Origin of the sequence: uncultured Parabacteroides sp., assembly GCF_947855115.1 — a bacterium.
In the GTDB taxonomy this organism is placed as follows: domain Bacteria; phylum Bacteroidota; class Bacteroidia; order Bacteroidales; family Tannerellaceae; genus Parabacteroides.
Map to the genome: position 1 here is coordinate 1 of NZ_CANTZW010000014.1, position 26,058 is coordinate 26,058.

22 protein-coding genes are annotated in these 26,058 nt (G+C 42.6%); 13 read left to right on the forward strand and 9 right to left on the reverse strand.

What is annotated here, in order from left to right; genetic code table 11:
* Positions 1-114: 114 nt before the first annotated feature.
* The gene (locus Q0110_RS10000) at positions 115-918 is read right to left on the reverse strand and encodes a M23 family metallopeptidase (protein WP_297906007.1); all 804 of its coding nucleotides are present in this window, start codon (positions 916-918) and stop codon (positions 115-117) included.
* 423 nt (positions 919-1,341) lie between these two features.
* On the opposite strand from Q0110_RS10000, the gene Q0110_RS10005 reads away from it, so the two are divergent.
* From Q0110_RS10005 to Q0110_RS10020, 4 genes are all read left to right on the forward strand, one after another.
* On the forward strand, positions 1,342-1,668 hold the full coding sequence (locus Q0110_RS10005; protein WP_297906008.1) for a helix-turn-helix domain-containing protein: 327 nt from the start codon (positions 1,342-1,344) through the stop codon (positions 1,666-1,668).
* A 227-nt stretch (positions 1,669-1,895) separates the two neighbouring features.
* Positions 1,896-2,891 (forward strand): TRAP transporter substrate-binding protein, encoded by a 996-nt coding sequence (locus Q0110_RS10010; protein WP_297906009.1) that lies wholly within the window; start codon positions 1,896-1,898, stop codon positions 2,889-2,891.
* Positions 2,875-3,345: a TRAP transporter small permease gene (locus Q0110_RS10015; RefSeq protein WP_297906010.1), complete on the forward strand. Its 471-nt coding sequence runs from the start codon at positions 2,875-2,877 to the stop codon at positions 3,343-3,345. Before Q0110_RS10010 ends, Q0110_RS10015 begins: the two co-directional genes overlap by 17 nt.
* 12 nt (positions 3,346-3,357) lie before the next feature.
* Positions 3,358-4,656, forward strand: a complete 1,299-nt coding sequence (locus tag Q0110_RS10020; protein WP_297906011.1) for a TRAP transporter large permease — start codon at positions 3,358-3,360, stop codon at positions 4,654-4,656.
* 178 nt (positions 4,657-4,834) lie between these two features.
* Here Q0110_RS10020 and uxuA read toward each other — a convergent pair whose 3' ends face one another.
* The 4 genes from uxuA to Q0110_RS10040 are packed head-to-tail and all read right to left on the reverse strand — an operon-like array spanning position 4,835 to position 8,585.
* Positions 4,835-6,013, reverse strand: coding sequence for a mannonate dehydratase (gene uxuA, locus Q0110_RS10025; protein WP_297906012.1), 1,179 nt, complete (start codon positions 6,011-6,013; stop codon positions 4,835-4,837).
* 37 nt (positions 6,014-6,050) lie between these two features.
* Positions 6,051-6,863, reverse strand: coding sequence for an SDR family oxidoreductase (locus Q0110_RS10030; protein WP_297906013.1), 813 nt, complete (start codon positions 6,861-6,863; stop codon positions 6,051-6,053).
* Positions 6,863-7,924, reverse strand: coding sequence for a LacI family DNA-binding transcriptional regulator (locus Q0110_RS10035; protein WP_297906014.1), 1,062 nt, complete (start codon positions 7,922-7,924; stop codon positions 6,863-6,865). Before Q0110_RS10035 ends, Q0110_RS10030 begins: the two co-directional genes overlap by 1 nt.
* Before the next feature lie 34 nt (positions 7,925-7,958).
* The gene (locus Q0110_RS10040; protein WP_297906015.1) at positions 7,959-8,585 is read right to left on the reverse strand and encodes a hypothetical protein; all 627 of its coding nucleotides are present in this window, start codon (positions 8,583-8,585) and stop codon (positions 7,959-7,961) included.
* Between the two features lie 295 nt (positions 8,586-8,880).
* On the opposite strand from Q0110_RS10040, the gene Q0110_RS10045 reads away from it, so the two are divergent.
* The 7 genes from Q0110_RS10045 (at position 8,881) to deoC (ending at position 17,853) form a co-directional block, all read left to right on the forward strand.
* Positions 8,881-10,092 (forward strand): efflux RND transporter periplasmic adaptor subunit, encoded by a 1,212-nt coding sequence (locus Q0110_RS10045; RefSeq protein ID WP_297906016.1) that lies wholly within the window; start codon positions 8,881-8,883, stop codon positions 10,090-10,092.
* Positions 10,093-10,124: 32 nt separating this feature from the next.
* Positions 10,125-13,364, forward strand: a complete 3,240-nt coding sequence (locus tag Q0110_RS10050; protein WP_297906017.1) for an efflux RND transporter permease subunit — start codon at positions 10,125-10,127, stop codon at positions 13,362-13,364.
* Positions 13,361-14,752: a TolC family protein gene (locus tag Q0110_RS10055; protein ID WP_297906018.1), complete on the forward strand. Its 1,392-nt coding sequence runs from the start codon at positions 13,361-13,363 to the stop codon at positions 14,750-14,752. The genes Q0110_RS10050 and Q0110_RS10055 overlap by 4 nt, the downstream gene beginning before the upstream one ends.
* A gap of 19 nt (positions 14,753-14,771) precedes the next feature.
* A complete protein-coding gene (lpxA, locus tag Q0110_RS10060; protein WP_297906019.1) occupies positions 14,772-15,536 on the forward strand; it encodes an acyl-ACP--UDP-N-acetylglucosamine O-acyltransferase in 765 nt (254 codons plus the stop codon).
* A gap of 204 nt (positions 15,537-15,740) precedes the next feature.
* On the forward strand, positions 15,741-16,172 hold the full coding sequence (locus Q0110_RS10065; protein ID WP_297906020.1) for a hypothetical protein: 432 nt from the start codon (positions 15,741-15,743) through the stop codon (positions 16,170-16,172).
* A gap of 39 nt (positions 16,173-16,211) precedes the next feature.
* On the forward strand, positions 16,212-16,922 hold the full coding sequence (locus Q0110_RS10070) for a GntR family transcriptional regulator (RefSeq protein WP_297906021.1): 711 nt from the start codon (positions 16,212-16,214) through the stop codon (positions 16,920-16,922).
* 223 nt (positions 16,923-17,145) lie between these two features.
* Entirely contained in the window at positions 17,146-17,853 is a 708-nt protein-coding gene (gene deoC / locus Q0110_RS10075) for a deoxyribose-phosphate aldolase (RefSeq protein WP_297906022.1), read from the forward strand.
* Between the two features lie 98 nt (positions 17,854-17,951).
* On the opposite strand, the gene mdh is transcribed toward deoC, so the two are convergent.
* A complete protein-coding gene (mdh, locus tag Q0110_RS10080; RefSeq protein ID WP_297906023.1) occupies positions 17,952-18,893 on the reverse strand; it encodes a malate dehydrogenase in 942 nt (313 codons plus the stop codon).
* Between the two features lie 269 nt (positions 18,894-19,162).
* Here mdh and Q0110_RS10085 point away from each other — a divergent pair, with 269 nt between their 5' ends.
* On the forward strand, positions 19,163-21,940 hold the full coding sequence (locus Q0110_RS10085; protein ID WP_297906024.1) for a SusC/RagA family TonB-linked outer membrane protein: 2,778 nt from the start codon (positions 19,163-19,165) through the stop codon (positions 21,938-21,940).
* 12 nt (positions 21,941-21,952) lie between these two features.
* The gene (locus tag Q0110_RS10090; protein ID WP_297906025.1) at positions 21,953-23,578 is read left to right on the forward strand and encodes a RagB/SusD family nutrient uptake outer membrane protein; all 1,626 of its coding nucleotides are present in this window, start codon (positions 21,953-21,955) and stop codon (positions 23,576-23,578) included.
* A 53-nt stretch (positions 23,579-23,631) separates the two neighbouring features.
* On the opposite strand, the gene Q0110_RS10095 is transcribed toward Q0110_RS10090, so the two are convergent.
* From Q0110_RS10095 to Q0110_RS10105, 3 genes are read right to left on the reverse strand one after another with little or no spacing between them, the layout of a single operon-like run.
* On the reverse strand, positions 23,632-24,816 hold the full coding sequence (locus Q0110_RS10095) for a class I SAM-dependent rRNA methyltransferase (protein WP_297906026.1): 1,185 nt from the start codon (positions 24,814-24,816) through the stop codon (positions 23,632-23,634).
* Positions 24,817-25,398: a 3'-5' exonuclease gene (locus Q0110_RS10100; RefSeq protein ID WP_297906027.1), complete on the reverse strand. Its 582-nt coding sequence runs from the start codon at positions 25,396-25,398 to the stop codon at positions 24,817-24,819.
* Positions 25,395-25,943 carry a DUF5063 domain-containing protein gene (locus Q0110_RS10105; RefSeq protein ID WP_297906028.1) on the reverse strand — a complete coding sequence of 183 codons (549 nt, stop codon included), beginning with the start codon at positions 25,941-25,943 and terminating at the stop codon, positions 25,395-25,397. The genes Q0110_RS10100 and Q0110_RS10105 overlap by 4 nt, the downstream gene beginning before the upstream one ends.
* Positions 25,944-26,058 lie beyond the last annotated feature (115 nt).

A 26,058-nucleotide genomic window follows, 5' to 3' on the forward strand; every position in this document is an offset into this window, starting at 1 on the left:
TAGAAAGCAAATTAGTTCCTCGTTTGGACGAGAGTTCGAATCTCTCCATCTCCACGAAAAGGAAAAAGGTCTTACGGAATTTCCGTGAGACCTTTTCTTTTTGTTGTAACCTCCTTATAAAGAAGAGGGTGGAACATATGGACCAGCCTTTTGATGAGGTAATATATCAACTGATTTGACGATTACATTATTTCCTTTTTGAGTACAAACCAGACATTTTGAGTGTAATTTCCTTTTAGCCATGTCGAAGATGATATTCGGGTTGAAATGAACTCCGTTTATACGAGTCTCAAAATGTAAATGCTCGGTAGTAGCTCTGCCTGTACGTCCGGTTAGGGCGATGGCTTGCCCGGCGAGGACGCGGTCTCCAGGTTTAACCAAGTTTTTGGAGTTATGACTGTAGACGGTTTCTAATCCATTATAGTGCCGGACAACGATAACGTTGCCATAGGCAGCAAATGGTTTCGCCATCCGGACAATACCATCAAAAGCAGATACGATCGTATCATTAGCAAAAGTCTTGATATCCACTCCGGAATGGTGCCTTCTTTTTCCTTTATAAGGAGAAATCACGTTCCCGTTAGGAAGTGGAAACGCGTATTCATTGGCAGGGATCAGGGATAGATCAATAATTTCCGTGTTATTTTCATTGAATAGTTTGGGATCTTTGACCGCTATCAAGCTTTTATCACGAGATGTAAAGTCTTCCGTAATATCTTTCCTGGGAGAATGACAAACCTCTAGTTTCGGAACTTCTGGCAATATGAATTTGAAATCCTTGGCAGGAAGGGGAACATACGCTGTAGGGAAATCTACTATATCGAGAGTATCCGGACGTGGAGTAGTTTTTTGTGTACAGCAAGACGCAAATAAAATGAGCGCAGAGAAAAGTGTTCCATTATGTATTTTAGATGTCATTAGATATTGTTTTATTACAAAAGTATAAAAAAGCCCTTTTCAACAGTCTATATTTCCGATATGTTTATACTTCTTTTTATTCTTTGTGTTTTTTCAGATACTCGAATTTGTCTACCTTTGTAAAGGTAAAATAGAGATATTACATAATGATTGAGAGATAAGCTTGTCTTTTTGATCAAGTGAGATGAAGATATTGTATTTGCTGGTATTTCTCTAAACTGAAAACGACCAATTTTTAAGTACACAGAGAAATAGACAATGCGAATACACCTGTATTTGGTGTGTTCCTTTGCTTTATTTCTGTTGTGTACAAGGCATTTGGTCGTGCCGCAGTTTGACGGGTTTAAGGTAAAGCGTAACACACCTTTTCTAAGATGTGGATTTGTTCGTGAAATAAGATTACCTTAAAAACAGCTTTTGTATATGGGAGAACGGAAGGAAATACATATCGGTTCATTAATAAAAGATAAAATGGAAGAACGGGGGCTTTCGGTTTCCGATTTTGCTCAAGCGTTACATTATGAACGTACCAATATTTATAAGATATTTAAGCGAAGCAGTATAGACGTTGATTTACTACTGCGAATATCGGAAGTCTTGGCTTATGATTTTTTACGGGAAGTGTATCTTGCGGATGATTCCCGGCGTTATTCAATCACTATAGAAGCGGACAAGGAAGACATAGAAGAAATACGTAAATGGCTATTAAAGAAAAGAGGTGTGAATAAGTTTCACGATTTTGTGAAATAAGATCACGGCTGATGTAAGGCCGGGCACTTATATAGTTTCTACATTTGACCGTCTCGATGTTTCATCATAACATTAGAGAAATAGGTTAAATCAAGGCCGTACTCTTCTTGTTCCGTATGTGAATATAGGCAGGAAGAAAGCGGCCACTTTTTTCTTCTGTGTACGTGCACAATTTGATTATTTCCCTTATATTTGTCGGTAAACAATGAATTGTTAACGTGTCTAATATGAAAATTCTAAAAAACGGTCTGTTATTCCTGATGTGTATATCTCTTTCTTTTTCGTGTAAGGAAGGAGCGAAGGATGTAAGGGTGCTGAAATTGGCACATGGATTGCCGCCCAGCCATTCTGTCCATTTGGGGTTGATTTATATGAACGAACGTTTGAAGGAGTTGTCCGAGGGGAAAATGAGCATGGATATCTATTCTTCTGCTCAATTGGGAGCCGAGAATCAATGTATAGAGTTACTTCAAATAGGGAGCCTTGATATCACGAAAGTCTCTTCTGCCGCATTGGAGGGGTTTGCCGATCCTTTCAAGGTATTTGGTATACCTTATTTATTCCATTCCCGTAATCAGTTTTTTGAGGTATTGGATGGTCCGGTAGGTAAACGGATATTGGAGTCGACCGAGCCTTATTGGTTTAGGGGGCTTGCTTATTTTGATTCGGGAGCCCGTAGCTTTTATACGGTAAACAAGCCGGTTTGTACTCCCGAGGATCTAAAAGGCTTGAAAATCCGTGTACAAAAAAGCCCGATAGCCGTGGAAATGATGAAAACTTTCGGAGGCTCTGCTACTCCCGTGGATTGGGGGGAGCTGTATACCGCTTTACAAAGTAACGTTGTAGATGGTGCCGAGAATAATACGCCTTCTGTGACAACCGCGTTCCATCATGAGGTCGTAAAATACTATTCGGTCAACGAGCATACGATGTGTCCGGATGTAATCATTATTAGTTTGGCTACTTGGCAGAAGTTGACGGAGCAAGAGCGTGATTGGCTGCGACAGGCCGCTGATGATGCGGCTGTTTACCAACGGAAACTTTGGGCAGAGCAAGAGAAACAATCACTTAAGGAGATGGAAGAACATGGTGTGGAAATTATTTACCCAGATAAACAGCCGTTTATGGATGCCGCGGCCCCGATGATTGAGCGTTTTAAGAATAATCCGGTTTTTCATGATTTAATAGATCAAATACAGAATACCCATGAGAAAGATAATTGATAAAGGATTGGAGCTATCATTGATTTCCTTGATGGCTTTTTTAGTCATAGATGTGCTATGGCAGGTATTAAGCCGGTATATACTGGTTTCTCCGAGTTCCGTGACAGACGAGTTGGCTGGTTATTTATTAATTTGGGTAGGATTGTTAGGAGCTGCTTATGTATCAGGAAAAGATGAGCATCTGGCGATTGATTTGTTACTTCAACATATTCCTGCTTCCCGAAGAAAGCTTTTGCGGCTATTTATCTTTTTGATCGTGTTCTTGTTCGCTGTATTTGTATTGATTATAGGAGGGACTTGGTTGGTGTATACTCGTTTTTATTTGGGAGTTACTTCTGCTTCTCTAGAGATTAATTTGGGATATGTGTATTTGGCATTACCGCTAGGGGGATTACTTACCGCTTATTATGCGATAGATAATGCTATATCCTTATTTCGTTCTTCTATTCCTTAAACGATTGATGATATGGATATTATAGGTATACTCGTATTAGTGATAAGTTTCTTTTTCTTGCTAGTGGCCGGAGTCCCGGTAGCGTATAGCATCGGTGTGGCGGGTGTATTGACGATGCTCGTGAATATAGATTCTCTTCCCGCCTTTACGACTTATGCGATGCGTATGGCTTCGGGGCTGGACAGCTTTGCTTTATTGGCGATCCCGTTTTTTATATTGGCGGGAAATATCATGAATAGCGGAGGTATCGCTTTGCGTCTGATAGATTTCGCTAAGGTATTGGTTGGGCGGTTACCCGGTGGGTTGGCGGTGGTCAATGTCATGGCGAATATGTTGTTTGGAGCGATCAGTGGCTCTGCCGCTGCAGCAGCCTCGGCTATAGGGAGTATTATGGCACCGGAAATGAAGAAGGCTGGTTATGATCCGAATTTCAGTGCTGCCGTAAATATATCCTCCGCTACGACGGGAATGACGATACCTCCAAGTAATGTCTTGATTGTTTACTCTTTAGCGAGTGGAGGAGTCTCTGTTTCCGCTTTGTTTATGGCTGGTTATCTTCCAGGGATTCTTACAGGGATAGCTATCATGATCGTGGCTGCGATGTTCGCTGCGAGAAAAGGGTATCCGGTTGGTATACGTGTTCCGTTCTCGGAGGCGACAAAAGTGTTTTTTAGGGCGATACCTAGCTTGATGTTATTGGTGATCGTGATCGGTGGTATTTTGATAGGATTGTTTACCGCTACAGAGGCTTCTGCGATCGCCGTGTTGTATGCGTTGGTTCTCGCTTTTATCTATAAGGAACTTACATGGTCTAAATTACCGAAAGTGTTATTACAATCGGCTAAGACAACAGCTATTGTTCTTCTTTTGGTGGCGACCTGTACAGGGTTGTCTTGGATCATGAGCTATGAGAACATTCCTCAGACGGTAAGTAATGCTCTTTTAAGTATAAGTGATAATCCTGTCGTGATTTTGGTGCTTATTAATGTGATCTTGTTGATTGTCGGGATTTTTATGGATATGACACCTGCTGTCTTGATCTTTACTCCTATTTTCCTGCCGATAGCGACGGGGCAATTAGGGATGGATCCTGTGCATTTTGGGATCATGATGGTACTGAACCTTTGTGTAGGATTGTGTACTCCGCCAGTGGGTTCGGTATTGTTTATCGGCTGTAGTGTGGCTGGGGTAAAGATTGACCAGGTGATCCGTCCGTTGCTGCCGATGTTTGCGGCGATGGTTATCGTCTTGTTCTTGGTGGCGTTCTTGCCGGATTTAAGCTTATTGATTCCCCGTTTGTTCGGTTTGTGATGTTCCCCCATTGGGTCGGAGTAGCCTTGTGCTATAAATAGGGTAGTACTCTGTACGGAGTATTCCAGTACTTACGTGCTGAGTACCACAATACTTCGTACGGAGTACTGTCGTACTTTAGTCACGGTACTGCGGTACTTCGTACACAGTACTGCGGTAACTGTAAGACTCCGTCTTTTCAATGTCTTTTGAACAGGGATAAGGCGATACCCATCTCCAATCCCCGTAGCTCGGCCAGCCCTCGTAAGCGTCCGATACAGGAGTATCCCGGGTTAGTTTTCTTCTTTAGATCATCAATCATTTGATGTCCATGATCTGGTCGCATGGCGATAGAGCATTTCCTACGTTGTTGCAATTCCAGTAAAGCCTTCATGACACCATACATATCTACATCACCTTCTAGATGGTTCGCCTCAAAGAAATTACCCTCAGAGTCTCGCCGCGTACTACGGAAATGGACGAAATCAATCCTGTCTCCGTAACGTTCCATAATTCCAACCAAGTCATTATCGCTTCTAACTCCTAAAGAACCCGTACATAAACAGAGTCCGTTACTCGGGTTTGGTACAGCCTCTATCAATTTTCTGAAATCCTCCTCTGTGCTTAAGATACGGGGGAGCCCAAGGATAGAGTAAGGGGGATCATCCGGGTGGATGACAAGTTTAACGCCGGCCTCATCTGCCACGGGAGTGATTTCTTGTAGGAAATAGATCAAGTTCGAGCGAAGTTTCTCCGCGTCGATATTTTTGTAACGCTCTAATGCTTCCCTAAACTGATCAATCGTGAAACTTTCTTCCGATCCGGGTAATCCGGCAATCATGTTGCGAACTAATAAGTGGCGTTCCTCCTCACTCATTGAATCATAGCGAGCCTTGGCCTTCGCTTTGTCGGCATCTGTATATTCGGATTCAGCCTCCGGTCGTTTCAATATAAATAAATCGAACGCCATAAAAGCCGCGCGTTCGAAGCGCAGGGCCTTGGAACCGTCTGGCATCGTGTAGGCCAAATCAGTCCGGGTCCAATCCAATACCGGCATGAAATTGTAAGTAACGACCCGGATACCGCAGGCCCCTAGGTTACGAATGCTTTGTTTGTAGTTTTCTATATAAGTTTGGAAGTTTCCTGTTTGCGTTTTGATATGCTCGTGTACGGGCACACTCTCAACGACACTCCATCTTAATCCGGCAGATTTGATCAGTGCTTTTCTTTTTTGAATCTCTTCCGTGGTCCAAACTTCCCCATTCGGAATATGATGTAACGCATTTACGATACCGGTGGCACCCGCTTGACGGATGTCCCAAAGGCTGACAGGATCATTCGGTCCGTACCAACGCCAAGTCTGTTCACATAGATACATCTTTGATTTATAGTTTATAAATTATGATTTATGTTTGTTAGATCGAGAAGGCATCGAACCCTCCGTCTATAGGTATTACGGTACCTGTTACGAATGCGGAGGCATCGCTTGCCAACCATTGCAAAGTACCGAGTAACTCTTCCGGTTTTCCTAAGCGGCGGAACGGTGTGTGCGCGACAATCGTTTGGCAACGGTCGCTGGGCGATCCGTCCGGATTACTCATCAATACCCGGTTTTGGTCGGTAAGGAAGAAACCCGGGGCCATGGCGTTCACTCGTAATCCTTCTCCGAATTTGATAGCGAGTTCTCCCGCGATATATTGCGTGAAATTATTGATAGCTGCTTTTGCGCATCCGTAACCAACCACACGGGTCAATGGCCGTAGAGATGATTCTGATGAAATATTGATGATACTACCTTTTCCCTGTTTCACCATGACCTCGGCGAAGACCATTGTAGGCAGTACCGTTCCGAATAAATTCAAATCCACGACAGTCCGGAAAGCATCGACATCCAGGTCAAAAATACTCTTATCGGGAGGGATGGTCGCCCCGGCCAGGTTACCTCCGGCCAGATTAACTAAAACGTCAATCCTTCCGTACGCTTTCAAGATCTCTTGTTTGTTTTGCTCTAGCGATGTTTTATCTAGCACGTCTGAAATCAAGAATAAAGCCTCGCCTCCTTCTGCCTTTATCTCACGGGCCAATTCGGTTCCTTTTTGTTCGTTTCGTCCTAGGATTACGACGTATGCACCTTCCTTTGCCAAATGTTTGGCCATGCAGGCTCCTAATATACCATAGCCTCCGGTCAACAGAATTACTTTCTCTTTTACGCTAAATAAGGAATTCATTATATATAATTATTGTAGTATTGTATATTTTCCTTTACCAAGATATCGATCGGCATATAATTGACCGGCTCTATTTTTTCCTTGAGAATCAAATGCCGGAAAAGGGCCTTGATACAATGATACCCTTGTACCTCCGGGCGTTGAGCTATCAAATGGGTGATCAATCCGTTTTTCAGATAACGGACATTGGGTTCTATCACGTCGTAGCCAAGTAGCTTGAAAGGATGATCTGGCCGTTCGCTGCTTAAATAATCTCCTAAAGAGTAGGCCCTGGAATTAAATATGATACCGATTTTTACTTGGGGGTATTTCTCGAAAAAGGTATTCAGCGACCTCTTGTTTTCCTCTCTATCATCCGCATGAACATGCAGCAAATGAATTTTTCCTTTAAACGGGGTCTTGGCAAGATAATCCCGAAATCCTTCCTCACGCCTCTGTACCTGTGTAGAACAAGAATCTCCCTTACGGGTGAAACGGAAGATCACTATATCGTCCTCTTGACGGATTTGCTCGAATAAAAGACGTCCTGCTATGTAACCGGAATCATACGAGTGCGTTCCGTAATAAGAAATACAATTAGTGTGATCAATAAAAGAATCGATTAATATATATGGAATGCCTTTCTGGTCTAATCGTTGTGTCAGGGCCAATACTCTTTCTTTAAATAACGTGGCGATGACGACCCCTTGGCAATCGGTTGTCTCGATTTTAGGAATCGATTCGTTAAAGCTGTTGCTATCATATTGATCAAAGTATATTTGTTCGACATCGATGTTATAGCTGGACAACTCCCGTTCCGCTTTCTCGATCCCCTGACTTAGTTTTGCCCAATATTCCCCTTCCCGGAAAGAGGGGATTAAAGCGATGAAATGATACCTTTTTTTCAACGCTAAAGAACGTGCGATCAAATTGGGTTGATAGTCGATCTCTTTTAAGACTTTCTCCACTTTTTTCCGTGCTTCTTCCGATACCTTTCCTCGCTCATGTAAAATACGATCTACCGTACCGGTCGATACACCTGATAATTCAGCGATGTCTTTTATTCTATAATTTTTGTTCATGGTATGGATTGTAGAGTGCTTTTATCCTCTCGGTTTATTCGAGTATTTGAAGGGGCGTATTCAATTTACGGAAAACGTAGCCATACATCATATATATAAGGGGAATAGCGACGAAAATTCCGATACCGAATAAAATACATCCTAATATCATGATCCCGATCATGGCTAACGCCAAGATGAGCAGAGGCAATACTTGCCCTTTCGTAATGTCCCAGCTTTTATGCAAAGATTCGATAATTCCGGCGTTTTCCTCTATAATAAAAGCTTGGAAAAACTGAAGACGTAGCGCTAGATAAATACCGGGGATGATAAAAAATAGAATACCTGCCAGTACGACAAATCCCATGATAAGACTCGCTAAAAAGTAGGTAATGATATTTTTTGCTTGTTGCCCGTATGCGGAAAACTGGGGTTCTTCTCCATCTAACGCTTGAAATATGTTTTTCATATATCCTAAGGAGAATATGATGGAGAATAACGCGCTAATCACATTTACGATGATTTTGCCGATAACAGAACTTTGCATAGGCATGGCGAACGCGGCCAACGTGAAAGACAAGATACAATATCCAATTAATAATCCTGCTAATATCCACAACTGCGACCTCGTTCCCTTCCATGCGGTACTGAATACTTCCGGCATTATAAATTTAGGTTCCATAATTAATATTTGTTTATTAGGTGTGGATACAAATATAAAATATATTGTTGAAAAAAACAATTTTATTTTCGATTGAAACCAAAAGTGATGAATTCCAATATATACTTCCTTTTAAGTGCTATTAATTTAGGTGAAAAAGATAAGTAAGAAACAGAAATCGCATAAAAAGTTCCTACATTTGTAGAATGAAACAGCGAGTAAAGACCCTCTTGTGTGAATAAATGTGAAAGATCTCCATTGGGGGTAGAGAAAAGGAAACTGGAAAACAGCCTTGAATATATAATTATATACAAATATGGATAAACGAATGCTGAAAATTACGATTACTCAGTTAAGGCAGATCGCGTTGTTTGCGGTTGGTGCGTCTTTGTTAACTGCCTGTGGAAACAGTCAGAGTGGTATGAAATTGGGGGATGGTGAATTTGCTGTTATGGCGGTTAGTTCAACTACAAGTGACCAGACGACCTCCTATCCGGCTACGATTAAAGGTACGCAGGATATTGAAATTCGTCCTCAAGTTTCAGGTTTTATTACAAAATTGTGTGTGGATGAGGGAGCTACGGTCCGAAAAGGGCAAGCTTTATTTAAGATTGATGACACTCAATATTCAGCTGCTTACAGACAAGCACAAGCTGCGGTGAAAATGGCAGAATCTAGTGTCAGTACCGCTACATTGACTGAAAAGAACAAGAAAGTCTTGTATGATAAAAAGATCATCAGTGATTTTGAGTATCAAACGGCCGTGAATAATTTATTGTCGGCAGAGGCTAGTTTAGCCCAGGCTAAAGCGTCCTTGATTAGCGCGAAGCAAAATCTGGATTTCTGTACGGTTACGAGTCCTTCGGACGGCGTTATAGGTACTTTCCCGTATCGTGTGGGAAGTCTGGTCAGTGCCTCTATCTCGGAACCCATGACAACGGTTTCTGAAATCAAGAACATGTATGTTTATTTCTCGATGACGGAGAAGGAGTTGCTTCGCTTGACGAGAGCGGGAGGAACCTTGAAGGAGCAATTGGAGAAGATGCCTGAGATACAGTTGCAGTTGGCGGATGGCTCCATGTATCCGGAGAAAGGGAAGATCGATGCGGTAAGTGGAGTTATTGACCAGACTACCGGTTCTGTCAGTATGCGCGCTATTTTCCCGAATAACCAAAATATCTTGAGAAGTGGTGGTATGGCCAATGTCATTTTCCCATATTCGATGACTGATATTATCTTGATCCCGCAATCGTCTACGATTGAGATACAGGATAAGAAGTTTGTTTATGTCCTTCAGCCGGATAGTACGTTGAAATATACGGAAATCCAGATCTCCGACTTGAATGACGGGCAGCGTTATATCGTGACGGGCGGCCTGAATGTTAACGACAAGATTGTTGTGGAGGGCGTTCAGAACTTACAAAACGGACAGAAGATCGTTCCTATTTCCCCGGAGCAAAAGGAGGCCAAATACCAACAAGCCTTGAAAGACCAACGGGAAGGAAACTTGAAGACTGCCTTTAATTAATTATCTTATCGAATTAATAATTAGGATATAGAATGAAACTAGATAGATTTATTAACCGTCCGGTGCTATCAACTGTAATTTCTATTTTGATAGTCATCTTGGGTGTGATTGGTTTGACAACGTTGCCGATTACCCAATATCCGGATATTGCGCCTCCTACCGTATCGGTAAGAGCCACATATACGGGAGCGAATGCTACCGCCGTGTTGAACTCTGTGATCGCTCCGCTGGAAGACCAGATCAACGGTGTAGAGAATATGATGTATATTTCTTCTACGGCTTCAAATACGGGTTCCGCCGATATTAATGTTTACTTTAATCAGGGAACGGATCCGGATATGGCGGCGGTCAACGTACAGAACCGTGTCTCTATGGCACAAGGTTTGTTGCCTGCGGAAGTTACCAAGGTCGGTGTGACCACACAGAAACGCCAGACTTCTATGTTGATGGTATTCTCCTTGTATGATAAGGAAGATAAGTACAACATTGAGTTTATTGAGAATTATGCCAATATTAACTTGATTCCGGAAATCAAGCGTGTAAGCGGTGTGGGTGACGCGAATGTGTTGGGTCAGGATTACTCTATGCGTATCTGGTTAAAACCGGATATCATGGCGCAATATAAACTCGTACCGAATGATGTAGCGTCGGCATTGGCGGAACAAAACATCGAGGCGGCTCCGGGACAATTTGGCGAGCGTGGAAAACAGACGTTCCAATATACGATTCGTTATAAAGGACGTTTGCAAAAGACCGGTGAATTTGAGGATATCGTTATCAAGGCATTGCCAGATGGCGAGGTTTTACGCTTAGGTGATATCGCGGATTTGGAATTAGGACGTTTGGCCTATACATTCAACAATACGGTAAATGGCCATAAGGCTGTATCTTGTATCGTTTACCAGATGGCGGGAACAAATGCTACCCAGACAATCTCGGACTTGGAAGAGGTTTTGGCGAATGCGGAAAAGTCATTGCCGGAAGGTTTGGGTATCAATATCGCGCAGAGTGCCAACGATTTCTTGTTCGCTTCTATCCATGAGGTAATCAAGACTTTGATCGAGGCCTTTATCTTGGTGTTTATTGTTGTTTATATCTTCCTGCAAGATATGCGTTCTACGTTGATTCCGGCGATTGCGATTCCGGTTGCGTTGATCGGTACGTTCTTTGTCTTAAAGCTGATCGGTTTTAGCTTGAACTTGTTGACCTTGTCTGCCATGGTGCTGGCTATTGCGATTGTGGTCGATGATGCCATAGTCGTCGTCGAGGGTGTCCATGCGAAGCTGGATCAAGGATATAAATCGGTTAAGCAGGCATCCATCGACGCTATGAGTGAATTAGGTGGCGCTATCGTGTCTATCACTTTAGTCATGATGTCCGTGTTCGTCCCCGTGAGTTTCATGGGTGGAACCGCGGGTACATTCTACCGCCAGTTCGGTTTGACAATGGCTATTGCCATCGGTTTCTCGGCGTTGAACGCCTTGACGTTGTCTCCGGCATTGTGTGCGATTTTCTTGAAACCTCATTCGGAGGAAGAAGGACACGGGAAAAAATCCTCGTTTATCAATCGTTTCCATACGGCGTTCAACGTGGCTTACGACAATCTTTTGAATAGTTATAAGAAACGTGTTGTCTTTTTTATCCAGAAGAAAGTTTTATCTTTTGGAATCGTGGTAGCCTCAATCGTTTTGTTGGTATTCTTGATGAATACGACGCCGACAGGTATGGTGCCGAATGAGGATACGGGTACTATCATGGGAGCGGTGACATTGCCTCCTGGAACTTCTCAGGAACGAGCTTTGGAAGTGTTAAATAAGGTGGACAGCCTGATCGCTGCCGAACCTGCGGTAGCTTCTCGTACGGTGATCTCCGGTTTCGGATTTATCGGAGGACAAGGCCCTTCTTACGGTTCCGTCATTATTAAGCTGAAAGATTGGGAAGAGCGTTCCTTGATGCAAAATTCAGACATTATCTATGCCTCTTTGTTTATGCGTGCTCAGAAGGTTATCAAGGATGCCCAGGTATTGTTTTTTGCTCCTCCTATGATCCCGGGTTATTCCGCGTCTAGTGATATCGAGTTGAACATGCAGGATAAGACAGGTGGTGATTTGAACAAGTTCTTCGAGGTAGTCCAGAATTACATGGCAGAATTGGAGAAACGTCCGGAGATTAACTCCGCTCGTTCTACGTTTAACCCGAGTTTCCCGCAGTATATGTTGGATATTGATGCCGCCGCTTGTAAAAAAGCGGGTATTAGCCCAAGTGATATCTTGACGACTATGCAAGGATACTATGGCGGTCTTTATTCTTCCAACTTCAATAGTTACGGAAAGATGTATCGTGTGATGATCCAGGCAGAACCGGAAGCGACCAAGAACTTGGAGTCTTTGAATAGTATTAAGGTTCGCGGTAGTAACGGAGAAATGGCTCCGATCACTCAGTTCGTGTCTATGAAGAAAGTATATGGCCCGGATGTTATCAGCCGTTTCAATTTGTATACCTCTATCAAGGTGATGGTTGCTCCGGCTTCAGGTTATACTTCAGGCCAGGCATTGCAGGCTATCGCGGAGGTTGCCCAGCAAAACTTGCCTACAGGTTACGCTTATGAGTTAGGTGGTATGGCACGTGAGGAGGCTGAGACCAGCGGTGGAACAACGGCTATTATCTTTTTGCTGTGTTTCGTGTTTGTTTATTTGTTACTTAGTGCCCAATATGAAAGTTATATATTGCCCTTGGCGGTATTGCTTTCTGTTCCATTTGGTTTGATGGGTAGTTTCTTGTTCGTTAAAGGAATGGGAGCTCTTGGAAGTATTCAGGCATTGAAGATGATCTTGGGTACGATGTCTAATGATATCTATATGCAGATCGCTTTGATTATGTTGATGGGTCTGTTGGCGAAGAATGCTATCTTGATTGTAGAGTTCGCCCTGGATCGCCGGCGTATGGGTATGAGTATCACGTGGGCTGCCGTATTAGGTGCTGCCGCTCGTTTGCGTCCTATCTTGATGACGTCTTTGGCTATGATTATCGGTTTGATTCCATTGCTGATCGCGACGGGTGCGGGTGCGCATGGTAACCGTACGTTGGGCGCTTCCGCTATTGGTGGTATGTTAATCGGTATGATTTTCCAGATATTTATTGTTCCGGTATTGTTCGTAGTCTTCCAGTATTTGCAAGAGAAGGTTAAACCTCTGGAATGGGATGATTTGGATAATAGCGATATGAATACGGAAATAGAACAATATGCACAAACTCAAATTAAAGAGAAATGAGGATGAAAAAGAATATAATATATATAATGTGCGCGACTGCTTTTTTGAGCAGTTGCCACATTTACAAAGCGTATGATCGTCCGGAGGATATAAACGCCGATGGTGTATTCCGTGATCCTATATCTGTATCGGATACATTGGCTGTCGCGGATACGACTAATATGGGAAATCTGCCGTGGCGGGAGATTTTTAAAGATCCGCGGCTACAATCGCTGATAGAGGAAGGCTTGGCTAATAATGTGGATTTACAAGCCGCTATCTTGCGTGTAGAAGAAGCGAAAGTGTTATTGACATCGGCTCGTTTATCTTTTTTGCCATCTATCAATTTGGCTCCGCAAGGTACTATCACGAAGATGGAGAATACAGGTTACGTAAAGTCTTATACTTTACCGGCAGCGGCTAGCTGGGAGGTCGATTTATTCGGAAAGCTTCTGAATGCCAGCCGGAGTCAAAAGACAGCCTATTTACAAAGTCAATATTCTCAGCAAGCTGTACGTTCACAGATTATCTGCGGTATCGCTAATATTTATTACACCTTGTTAATGCTAGACCGGCAAGTACAGATTACTTCCGATAATGTCGATATTTATAAAGAGAACGTGCGGGTGATGGAAGCCATGAAGATTGCGGGAATGGGTACGGAGGCTGCTGTCGCTCAGTATCGTGCGGCTTATCATCAAGCACAGGCTTCTTTGATAAATTTGAAACGTCAGGTGCGGGAGACAGAGAATTCTCTATCCGTATTGTTGGCTAAGGCCCCTCAGCATATAGAGCGCGGAACATTGGAGGAACAGGTAATGCCGGAGAGCCTCTCGGTGGGAATCCCGTTGCAGTTGTTGGCTAATCGCCCGGATGTGAAAATTGCCGAGATGACTTTGGCGAGTGCTTATTATTCTACGAACCAGGCTCGTGCCGCTTTTTATCCAGGGTTGAATATCACTGCGACGGCTGGTTGGACGAATGGTTCCGGGGTAACGGTTTCAAATCCGGGGCAATTTATGTTTCAGGCGTTAGCTTCTTTGGCGCAACCTATTTTTAATAATGGAAAGTTGGTAGCGAACTTGAAGGTTTCTAAGGCAGAGGAGAAGATCGCTAAGATGAATTACCAGCAGACTATCCTTGAGGCAGGACAAGAAGTAAGCGATGCGCTTCATTTGTATGATGCGACGGGTAAGAAACTTGTTCAAGATCGTTTGCAAATCGAGCAATTGAAAAATGCGGTAGCTTACACGCAAGACCTTTTCCAGAGCGGAGATGCGACTTATTTGGAGATATTGACCGCTCAACAAGGTCTTTTAACTGCTCAATTAACAGAAGTATCAGACAACGTCCAATGCCTACAAGCGGTTATCAACTTGTATAGTGCGTTAGGGGGAGGAAGAGAATAACCTTTTAATAGATACGTTTATGATTAGTCCATTAGCTTATGTCGATGCAGGAGCGAAATTAGGAAAGAATGTTGTAGTTCATCCATTCGCTTATATTGATAAGAATGTTGAGATCGGTGATGATTGTGAGATCATGCCCTATGCGAGTATACTAAGTGGTACGCGGATGGGATGTAAGAACCGGGTTTTTCAACATGCGGTGTTGGGGGCTGAACCTCAGGATTTCAAGTATAAGGGAGGGGATACCTTGTTGGTTATCGGTAACCAAAATGTCATTCGGGAGAATGTCGTGATAAATCGCGCCACTTCCGATGGTCAAACCGAGATCGGAAACGGGAATTTTATCCATGAAGGTGTCCATATCTCGCACGACACGAAGGTTAGCAACCATTGTGTGATTGGTTATGGCAGTAAGTTATCCGGAAATTGCTTGCTGGAGGATTATGTGATATTCGGTGGCAACATTTTGGCAAGTCAAGCTTGCCGGGTAGGTTGCTGGTCTATTGTTCAGACAGGATGCCGTTTCCGTCAGGATATTCCTCCCTATATCATAGCGGCAAAGGAACCGGTAGCTTATTATGGGATTAACGCTAAGATATTGGAGCATGAAGGATTCTCCGAAAAGGTGATTAAACATATGAGTCATGCTTACCGTATTATTTATCAGGGTAATACGAGTATATTTGATGCGTTATTGATGATAAAAGACCAAGTTCCGATGAGTGAGGAGATCCAACATATCATTGATTTCGTAAATGGTTCGAAATTGGGTATTATCAGATAAAATTCTATAGATTTAATTTTTATGAGAGAGCCGGGGAGACTGTAGTTTTCTTGGCTCTCTTGTTTGGATATCACGTTTTTTTGTTAAATAATGATATATATGCAGCGTTTATTTCTTTTTAGGTATCTTACTATAAGATAGCGCACAATAATATTTAAATAAGGGAAGTTAAATATGAAAAAGTCATTTTTATTATATCTTGTTATGTCAGTCTTTCTCATCAGTTATTGCGCTTGCGATAATGAGGAGGAAAATTTTGATACAGCTACTACTGTACAAGTAATCAAGGTTCCGGATGATATCAAATCTTTTGATTCGGTTACGAAGGAAATTATTTTTGAAGAGAATGTTTCTATCAAGCAAGATGTGCAAGGAAATGAGATCGTTGAATTCCGGATAGCGGGAAACAGTCATTTCATGGTAGGTAGTATTCCTTCGATAAGTTCTGTTATTTATAATGCTCCTGTTCTATTGGGCGATAATCAAAGGTATTATCTGTATGATGGATATCCTGTTGTTGATGTTCTACAAAATGAGGTAAGGAATCAAGAAGAAAGAGATGAAAACATGCAAAAGATAGAAAAGGCTTGGAATAACTTCTTGAAAGTCTTGGATAAGTCCGGGAAATTAAAATAATGTCATAGATATATTACCTTGATCTTTTAACATAAGTCAATGGAGATTCCCCGTTATAGACAGATACAGGAAATATTGAAGAAGCAGATCCAACACGATGAATACGAGGTGGGGGATTATCTTCCTTCCGAGAACGAGCTATGCGCTACATACCAGATTACGCGTACGACAGCTCGAAAAGCTTTGGAAGAATTGCAGAAGGAAGGCTATATTATTCGTTTACATGGTAAAGGTAGTCAGGTCTGTGAACGGCGTCGCTCGTTGGGATTATTGACTGTCAAAGGCTTTTCGGAAGCGGTTAGTTTGAACATCAAAACTGAATTTTTACAAATGCCTCATATTGGCTCTTGGGATAAAAGTTTATCTTTTCAACCGACTGATCAAGAAAAAAAGGGCCAATACGTGCATTTCTCCCGTTTAAGATATGTTGATAGTTTTCCGGTGATGGTAGAGGATAACTGGCTCGGAGTTGCAAAAGTTCCGGAATTCATTAAAAAAGATTTTGTACAAGGTTCTTTCTTCAAGACATTGAGCCAACGCTATCTTATTGAGATCATAGGATCAGAACAGGAACTACGTTCACTTCCGGCAAACAAGACAATCGCTCCATTGTTACAAGTGGAAAATGGATCTCCTATATTGCAGATAACGGTCAAATATCTTACAAACATCCCTAATTATTATATCTATAGCCAATTATGCTGTAATACAGATAGATATCCGATTGGTAACAGTTATTTCCTAAAGTAGAAGGTAACTTGCCTTTACTGGTTTTCCTTAATTAATGTTATAGAAATGAAGGTTGTTTTTGTACGGCTTGTACGTACAAGTTGTTGTATGTATCTTTGTGGCACCTAGGAATTATTTTTTCTTTTTTTACTTGTACGTACATGTTTATAGGGATTCTTGTACTTTTAAAGTATGGGAAACGAGAATGTATTATTGTAATAATTAAAGAATAAATCAAATTCGTATGAAACCATTAAAGAAAGCAAGTGAAATGTCGGTCAAGGAATTGGCTGCTTACATTGATCAATCCGTGTTGAAACCTGAGTTTACGCAAGACGAGATCCGGAAATATATTCAAGAAGGTATTGATTTCGGGTGTAAGACCGTCTGTATAAATCCCTCCTCGCTTCCAATAGCCAGAGAACTTTGCAAGGGTACCGATACGAAAATCTGTGTTGTTTGTGATTTTCCTTTTGGGTTATCAACAACAAGATCCAAAGTCATGCAAGCCGAAGAATATTGTAAGGATAAAGATATTTTCGAGTTGGACATTGTGGCGAATTATGGTTGGATTCGAAGTGGCATGTGGAAAGAAGTAGAAGAAGATATCAAGGCGGTATGTGATGTCTGCCATAAATATGGTACAGAAGTAAAAGTAATCTTTGAGACGGATGCCTTGACCATCGATGAGGTGAAGAAAGCGACAGAAGTCGCGATTGCTGCCGGGGCCGATTTCGTAAAAACATCTACAGGCTTTTTCACCGGAGGAAAGTGTGAGGGGGCTACAATAGAGGTTATCAAAGCTATGATGGATACCGCGAAGGGAAGAGTGAAAATTAAGGGTTCCGGGGCGATTCGTACCCAAGAGCATTTTTTCGAATTAATTGATATGGGAATCGATAGGATGGGGATTGGCTACAAATCCACTCCCGTTGTATTGAAAGGGCGATAAAGTCACGGTACGGTTCACGTTAATCAGTGAGTCATATAAAAAGAAGAGGCCGCTCCGCGATGGATCAGCCTCTTTTATCATTTTGATAGAATTTCAAATTAAAGTGCGCCAACTTCTTTCAAAGCCTCGTTAGTCTTGTGAACTGCGGCAGCGCTCTTAGCGAACAATTCTTTCTCCTCTGCGTTCAATTCCAGCTCAACGATCTTCTCGATACCGTTCTTGCCAAGGATAACAGGTACGCCGATGCAAAGATCAGATTCGCCGTACTCACCTTCCAAATAAACAGAGCAAGGAATCATCTTACCTTGGTTGTGGATGATAGACTCAACCACATAAGCTCCGGCAGCACCCGGTGCGTACCAAGCAGAAGTTCCTAACAATTTCGTCAATGTAGCGCCACCAACCATTGTGGAAGCAACGACTTCTTGCAATTTCTCTGCGCTTAACAATTCGCTAACAGGGATACCTTTGTAAGTAGCCAAGCGAGCCAACGGAATCATTGTCGTGTCACCATGACCACCGATTACCATACCCTCAACCTCGTTAGCGTTGCAACCTAGAGCCTGAGACAAGAAATATTTGAAACGAGAGCTATCTAAAGCGCCACCCATACCGATGATACGGTTTTTCGGCAAGCCTAAAGCTTTCAATGACAAATAAGTCATCGTATCCATCGGGTTAGAGATAACTACCAAGATTGCGTTCGGAGAGTATTTCAAGATGTTTTGAGCTACGCTCTTAACGATACCAGCGTTAACACCGATCAGTTCTTCGCGAGTCATACCCGGTTTACGAGGAATACCAGAAGTGATAACTACAACGTCAGAGTTAGCAGTCTTCTCATAATCGTTTGTGCAACCTACAACCTTAGTATCGAAACCAAGCAATTGAGCGGTCTGCATCATATCCATCGCTTTACCTTCGGATACGCCTTCCTTAACGTCTAGCATTACAACTTCGTCTGCCACTTCATTGAAGGCAAGAACATTTGCGCAAGTAGCACCTACATTACCGGCACCAACAACTGTTACTTTTGACATAATAAATAAGTTTTAGTATGTTATTACTTAATAATACGCTATTTTTTAACGATGACAAAGGTACAATCTATTACGGAATAAAGAAATATTTCCGTATATATTTTTGCCGGACATTATTAAATATCGCTAAAGTCTTATCGAGCTTTTTAGACCACTTGTACGCTTTTATTTTTAAGATCTTAAGGAAATGTTGTATCTTAGAAGCGAACAAAACTTAACCGAGAGAAGTTTTATTTATAAGGGTGATTAATCTTAAATCCAATATACTTATGAAAGTGCTTAAATATATCCGAGAGGTCTTGTTATTGTTTCTCTGCGGACTTTTGTCTCTTCCTTACAGCTATGGCCAAGAGTTACCGCTTTTGCCGGATACGATCAAGATTCTCTTACCGGACTCCGGTTTGGTAGACGAGTTGATTACTGTCGGATACGCTACGGGTAATCGCAATACTTTATCTGGTTCCGTTAACCGGGTGAATGAAAGAGGTATGAATGAGGGATTGGTCTCTACGCCTTTGGACGCTCTCCGCGGACGGGTATCTGGCGTGAGCATTCCGGTAGGAGGAAATAGCGCTGCCGCTTTAGCTGCTGTCCGGGTCCGGGGTACGACTTCCTTGACAGGGGGTAATGACCCTTTGGTGATTATTGACGGGGTTTTCGCTGATCTCGATTTACTTAGTTCGATCTATCCAGCGGATATCGAGAACTTCACGATCTTGAAAGATGCCTCGGAGACTGCTCAATATGGTTCCCGTGGCGCCTCCGGCGTTATTGAAGTGACGACAAAAAAAGGACAACAGGGAGCTTTTAGTATCAGCTATGATGGCAGTTTCGGTGTGGAGGCAGCCTATAAAAGTTTGGAAATGTTATCGGCAAATGCTTTCCGGAAGCTGGCAGAAGAGCGGAATATCGGTATTTTGGATTTAGGGAATAATACGGACTTCCAAGATGAGATCACCCGGCTGGGATTGGTACAGAACCATCATATCGCTTTTGGTGGTGGAACGGAGACTTCCCGTTATCGTGCTTCTCTGGGATTCGTGGAGAGGGAAGGTGTTATCCGGAATACGAGTTCACGTAATTTTACGACTAAGTTGAATATTACTCAACATGCGTTTAATGATCTTCTGGTTTTTGATTTAGGTATATTCGGTTCTTTGTTGAAAAATGCTTATTTGAATGATATACAGAAGATGTTTTATTCTGCCGCGACGTTTAACCCGACATTTCCGGATCATAAAAATACAGAGACTGGCAGTTGGGATCAAATAACCAACGCAAGCCAGATTACGAATCCCTTGGCATGGTTGGAAGTGAAAGATGATGATTCGAATGCCCATATCAATACGCATTTAAAACTGGTCTTTAACTTGAGTAAGTACTTGATGTTTACGGCTTTTGGTTCTTATACCTATAATATAATAGATAACGCCCAATATCTCCCGACCTCGGTTTGGGCACATGGGCAAGCGTATCGGGGAGAACGGAAAACAGAAGCTTTGTTGGGAAATCTCATGTTGTCGTATAAGAAAGATTTTGGTTTGCATCAACTGAATTTATTGGGATTGGCAGAGGCCCAGAAAATGATAACGAGAGGTTTTTATACGACCGTGACGAATTTCAGTACCGATCGTTTTGGTTATGATAACTTGCAGGCCGGTGCGGTACGTTTATGGGAGGGGACAGGGTCTTATCATGAGGCGCCTCACTTGGCTTCTTTCCTCGGACGTGTGAACTATATTTATGATGAAAAGTATATCGCTACCGTGAATGCGCGTGCGGATGCTTCCTCGAAGGTAGGGGTGAATAATAAATGGGGATTTTTCCCGTCGGCCTCTATTGCTTGGGTGTTGACCGAGGAAGAATTTATGGAAAGTCTCCCATGGATGAGAAATCTGAAGATTCGTCTGGGATATGGTCTGTCCGGAAATCAAGATGCTATCGATTCTTATAATTCTTTACAATTGATGAAACCGAATGGGGTTGTTTCCGTAAATGGTGCGCCTACCGTTACTTTGGGTACGATCCGTAATGCGAATCCGGACTTGAAATGGGAGGTGAAACGTACGTTTAACGCTGGTATCGATGCCGGGCTTTTCGACAATCGTTTTATCTTGGCCGTAGATTATTATAATTCCAAAACGGATGATATGTTATATTTATACGATGTAAGTGTTCCTCCTTTCGCCTATAATAAAATGTTGGCGAATCTGGGATCGATGCGGAATAGTGGCGTGGAATTAGGCATTGGTGTTACACCTCTGCGAACGGGAGATATGGAATTGAATATAAATGTAAACCTGACTTTTCAACGGAATAAATTACTTTCTTTGAGTGGTTATTATAAGGGAGAATATATGTCTGCCCCGGAATATACCAGTATCTCGGATTTAAATGGAGCAGGCCTGCATGGAGGATATAATCATATCGTTTATCAAATGGTCGGACAGCCTTTGGGTGTTTTTTACCTGCCGAAATGTACGGGGTTGGTTTCCGATGGAAATGGTGGTTATAAGTATGAGATTGAGGACTTAAACGGGAACGGGATAAGCTTGGAGGATGGTGAGGATCGATATATCGCGGGGCAAGCTATGCCGAAGACGCTTTTAGGTTCGAACATTAGTTTCCGGTATAAACAATTCGATTTATCATTACAGATAAACGGAGCTTTCGGGCATAAAATTTATAATGGGACATCGTTAACTTATATGAATATGGATATATTCCCGGATTATAACGTATTGCGGGAAGCCCCTTCCCGCAATATCCAAGATCAGACGGCTACGGATTATTGGTTGGAGAAAGGGGATTATATTAACTTTGACTATTTGATGCTGGGCTGGAATATTCCTCTTGGTAATTTAAGGAAATATGTAAGAAATGTACGTTTTTCGGTTTCCGTAAATAATTTGGCGACAATTACAGGTTATTCGGGATTGACTCCGATGATAAATAGTTCTATCGTCAATAATACGTTGGGTATTGATGACAAGCGCTCTTATCCGGTGGTTCGTTCCTATACGATGGGACTGAGTTTTAATTTTTAAAAAAGAATCCGTATGAAAAAGCTATCTATTTTATCTTATATATTTGCAAGCCTGATATTTTCGTCTTGTGGCGGTTATTTGGGAGAGGATCCCCGCGACCAACTTTACCCGGAGGATGCGTACGACACCCCTCGGAATGTCTATTTAAATACGGTTGCTTCCTTATACAATTATATAGGAGGATATAGCGATAGCCAAGGATTGCAAGGAACGTACCGGGGAGTCTACGATTTGAATACCTTCACGACCGATGAGGCTATGCTCCCGACTCGTGGCGGCGATTGGTATGATGGTGGTTTTTGGCAAGGCCTTTTCTTGCATAAATGGGGAACAAATAGTGACGCTATCCAAGCAACTTGGGAATATCTATATAAAGTGATCGTATTGAGCAATCAATCTTTGGAGATCTTGAGCGAGTTACGGCAAGAGACGGATTATAAGGATTTAGATCGATATGAGGCCGAGGTCCGGTCCTTACGTGCGATGTATTATTATTATTTAGTCGATATGTTTGGGCGTGTCCCTTTAATCGTCTCTTCTTCTATTCCGGTGAAAGAGGTGCGGCAGAGTGACCGGAAAGAGGTTTTTGATTTTGTGGTGAGGGAATTGCAAGAGGCCCTGCCGCTGTTGAGTACGGCACATGCAAATTTACCGGGAGACTATTATGGACGGATCACGAGACCGGTGGTTTATTTCTTATTGGCGAAGTTGGCCTTGAATGCGGAAGTGTTTACGGATAATGACTGGACGGATGGCGTACGTCCGAATGGACAGGAAATTTATTTTAGGGTAGGTGAGAGAAAAATGAATGCGTGGCAGGCTGTTATGGCATACTGTGATTCGATAACCAATCTGAATTATAGCTTATCTCCTAGCTATGCGGATAACTTTTCAGTATTTAATGAATCGTCTGGCGAGAATATTTTTACGATCCCGATGGATAAGAACCTGTATACAAACCAGATGCAGTATCTTTTCCGTTCCCGTCATTATAATCATGCGAAGGCATACGGTTTGGGAGGCGAGAATGGTTCTTGTGCGACGATAGAGGCCCTACGTACTTTTGCGTATGGAACGGACTCAGTCGATACCCGGTTTTACGAGAATTATTACGCCGATACGATGTTCGACCTGAATGGTGATACGATCCGGTTAGATGATGGAACACCTTTAGTATATTTACCATTGGAGGTTCGGTTGGATTTGTCTAGGTTACCTGCCGAGAAAACGGCGGGTGCCCGTATGAGGAAATATGAGATTGATAAGATGGGGACGAAAGATGGAAAGTTATCGGATAATGATATCGTGTTATTTCGTTATGCGGATGTATTGCTGATGAGGGCAGAAGCGAAGGTTCGTAACGGAGAGAATGGAGATGAAGAATTGAACGCCGTCCGTCTCCGGGCGGGAATGCAACCTCGTAAGGCGACATTAGAAAATATTTTGGCTGAACGTCAGCTTGAATTGGCTTGGGAAGGCTGGAGGCGGCAGGATTTGGTACGTTTCGGACAGTTTACCCGTTCTTATACGGATCGTCCTCAGTTACCTGATGAATCAAATGGATATACCACCGTTTTCCCCATTCCCGATAAAGTTCGTTCCCTGAATCCGAACTTGACACAGAATCCGGGGTATTAGCTTTTAAATTTCGGGTGAAAACAAAGAATCAGTTTTCACCCGAAGAGTTTATCTTATTCTACATACAGTACTAGCCCTTTCAAATATTCCCCTTCCGGATGGTAAATATTGACCGGATGGTCCGCAGGCTGGGTCAACTGATGCAAGATTCGAACGTTACGACCGGATTGGGCGGCTGCGCTGAATACGGCTAGACGGAAATTCTCTTTGCTAACCACCTGGGAACAAGAGAAAGTAAACAGGATACCTCCCGGCTTGATCTTTTCAAAAGCGATTGCGTTTAATTTGCGATACCCTTGTAAAGCATTGCGTAATACATTCTTGTGTTTAGCGAATGCGGGAGGATCTAGAATAATTAAATCATAATTACTCCCCATTTTCTCCAAATATTTGAATGCGTCCTCTGCGTATGCCTCATGACGGGGATCTCCCGGGAAGTTCAACTCGACATTCTTTTTTGTCAAGGAAATTGCTTTTGCGGAACTATCTACGGAGTGAACTACCTTGGCACCTCCTCTCATCGCATAAAAAGAGAAGCCCCCCGTATAACAGAACATATTCAATACGGAACGATCTTTAGCGTAATGCTCCAGTAACGAACGATTTTCCCGTTGATCTACGAAAAAGCCGGTTTTTTGGCCTTTCTGCCAGTCTACATAAAATTTTAATCCGTTTTCTATAGCGACATCCTCTACTTCACCCCCGAATAAATAACCATTTTCGCTACCTAAGTTCGCTTTATAAGGCAAAGTCGCCTCCGATTTATAGTAGATGTTTTGCAAAGTATCACCCAATACCGCTTTCAAAGCCTCTGCGATCTGATGACGGGCATAATGCATACCTACGGAATGCGCTTGCATAACCGCTGTATGTGCGTACATATCTATAACCAATCCCGGTAGGTTATCACCCTCGCCGTGAACCAGGCGGAATGTATTATTATTTTCTATCCCGGCTAGCCGTAAGGTCTTTCTGAGTTCATAAGCGATACGGATACGTTCAATCCAAAAAGCGTTGTCGATGGTGATCGGGGTAAAAGATAACACACGTACGGCGATACTGCCTACTTGATAATGGCCGATCGCCAAAAAATGCTGGTTCGCTCCGTATACCTCTACCAAGTCACCCTCTTCCGGGTCGCCTTCAACAGATTGGATCGCTCCGGAAAACACCCATGGATGGAAACGCAATAGCGATTCTTCTTTCTTAGGCTTGAGAAAAACTTTACAATACTCCATTTATGCTTGATTCAATAAATTATATATTCTTAGGCAAGCCCAAGCGTCGAGGGCTGCGTATTTCTTCTGAGAGTCGGTCAATACATCTGCCTCCCAATTGGTAAGGCGTTGTCCTTTAGATATTTTTTTCTGAAAAAGTATCGCATATATCTTTTGAAGACTTGCGTCTTCTATGCCGAACTGACCTACGTAATTTTGTAAATCAAGGAAATTAGCGGGTTCTATGTCCGAACGTTTCCGTATCGCCCCGAAATCATCTCGTAGGGATAAACCGATTTTCAAGGTCGAGCTGCTTTTCAGGAAATTCTCCAGGGATTCCGGTATACCGATATGGTTCAAACGAAACAAGAAGCACGTATCCTCTGTCGAGATTTGCATCAATGAGATTTTGTAACGTTGCCCCTTCTTAAAAGAGGGACGGGTTTCCGTATCAAAACCGACAATAGGAAAGCGTAGCAAGTACTCTACGGCCTTGTCTGCTTCCTCTTTACTAAGGATCGTGATGATACGCCCCTTGAATTCCTCTACGGTAAGTTTTGCTATTTCCTCTTTAGTTATTGTATGTGTAAATTGTTGTATCATTCTTCCTCATCATTCTTTTCCAGAGCCTCATCACCACTGTAACGTACAGCATGCAACGCTTTCAAGGCATTCAGTAATTGCTGTCCCCAGTATTCTTGGAAGTTCATACGGCATAAAGCGATGGCCTCTAACATTACTTCCTCGTTTCCTTGGCGGAATAAAGACACGAAATTCCCCGTATCTTGATAGACATCAGCCAGATTCTCTGAGATAAACGCTACGATAGGAGTATCACTATACCGCATATCCGCATGAAACGTTTCCAGATAAGAGTCTCGCTCGCCAAGCAAACCGGCTATCCGTGAACGGACCGACTCATACATGTCTTCTGTGACCGAAAGCTCTAGTTCAGCCTCCTCCTCAGATTCCACCTCGGGCAACAAACTGGCCTTTAAGTATAAAAGAGGCAGGAGTTTTATCGCTTTATCTACGAAGTCGAAAAGTCCGGTATTTCCGGCAGCCTCGACAAAGGTACAATATTCCAGCGCTACCGTGACAAATTCTAGCGTGTTATGTTCGTATATCGGATTTTCTTCTTTTCCCATGTGCCCGTTAGTCTAGTCATTCTTAAATAACAATTCGCAAAAATACAACAAAAATCCGTTTTTTCGTAAGTAATCGGATAAATACAGAGTAACCTCACCAAATTTTACTCATACC

Coding starts and splice junctions, on each gene's coding strand:
- Q0110_RS10050 (WP_297906017.1), top strand. CDS start 10,125: ATGAAACTAGATAGATTTATTAACCGTCCGGTGCTATCAACTGTAATT.
- Q0110_RS10100 (WP_297906027.1), bottom strand. CDS start 25,398: ATGATACAACAATTTACACATACAATAACTAAAGAGGAAATAGCAAAA.
- uxuA (WP_297906012.1), bottom strand. CDS start 6,013: ATGTATCTATGTGAACAGACTTGGCGTTGGTACGGACCGAATGATCCT.
- Q0110_RS10035 (WP_297906014.1), bottom strand. CDS start 7,924: ATGAACAAAAATTATAGAATAAAAGACATCGCTGAATTATCAGGTGTA.
- deoC (WP_297906022.1), top strand. CDS start 17,146: ATGAAACCATTAAAGAAAGCAAGTGAAATGTCGGTCAAGGAATTGGCT.
- Q0110_RS10045 (WP_297906016.1), top strand. CDS start 8,881: ATGGATAAACGAATGCTGAAAATTACGATTACTCAGTTAAGGCAGATC.
- Q0110_RS10015 (WP_297906010.1), top strand. CDS start 2,875: ATGAGAAAGATAATTGATAAAGGATTGGAGCTATCATTGATTTCCTTG.
- Q0110_RS10105 (WP_297906028.1), bottom strand. CDS start 25,943: ATGGGAAAAGAAGAAAATCCGATATACGAACATAACACGCTAGAATTT.
- Q0110_RS10000 (WP_297906007.1), bottom strand. CDS start 918: ATGACATCTAAAATACATAATGGAACACTTTTCTCTGCGCTCATTTTA.
- mdh (WP_297906023.1), bottom strand. CDS start 18,893: ATGTCAAAAGTAACAGTTGTTGGTGCCGGTAATGTAGGTGCTACTTGC.
- Q0110_RS10030 (WP_297906013.1), bottom strand. CDS start 6,863: ATGAATTCCTTATTTAGCGTAAAAGAGAAAGTAATTCTGTTGACCGGA.
- Q0110_RS10090 (WP_297906025.1), top strand. CDS start 21,953: ATGAAAAAGCTATCTATTTTATCTTATATATTTGCAAGCCTGATATTT.
- Q0110_RS10095 (WP_297906026.1), bottom strand. CDS start 24,816: ATGGAGTATTGTAAAGTTTTTCTCAAGCCTAAGAAAGAAGAATCGCTA.
- Q0110_RS10005 (WP_297906008.1), top strand. CDS start 1,342: ATGGGAGAACGGAAGGAAATACATATCGGTTCATTAATAAAAGATAAA.
- Q0110_RS10010 (WP_297906009.1), top strand. CDS start 1,896: ATGAAAATTCTAAAAAACGGTCTGTTATTCCTGATGTGTATATCTCTT.
- Q0110_RS10020 (WP_297906011.1), top strand. CDS start 3,358: ATGGATATTATAGGTATACTCGTATTAGTGATAAGTTTCTTTTTCTTG.
- Q0110_RS10065 (WP_297906020.1), top strand. CDS start 15,741: ATGTCAGTCTTTCTCATCAGTTATTGCGCTTGCGATAATGAGGAGGAA.
- Q0110_RS10070 (WP_297906021.1), top strand. CDS start 16,212: ATGGAGATTCCCCGTTATAGACAGATACAGGAAATATTGAAGAAGCAG.
- Q0110_RS10040 (WP_297906015.1), bottom strand. CDS start 8,585: ATGGAACCTAAATTTATAATGCCGGAAGTATTCAGTACCGCATGGAAG.
- Q0110_RS10085 (WP_297906024.1), top strand. CDS start 19,163: ATGAAAGTGCTTAAATATATCCGAGAGGTCTTGTTATTGTTTCTCTGC.
- Q0110_RS10055 (WP_297906018.1), top strand. CDS start 13,361: ATGAGGATGAAAAAGAATATAATATATATAATGTGCGCGACTGCTTTT.
- lpxA (WP_297906019.1), top strand. CDS start 14,772: ATGATTAGTCCATTAGCTTATGTCGATGCAGGAGCGAAATTAGGAAAG.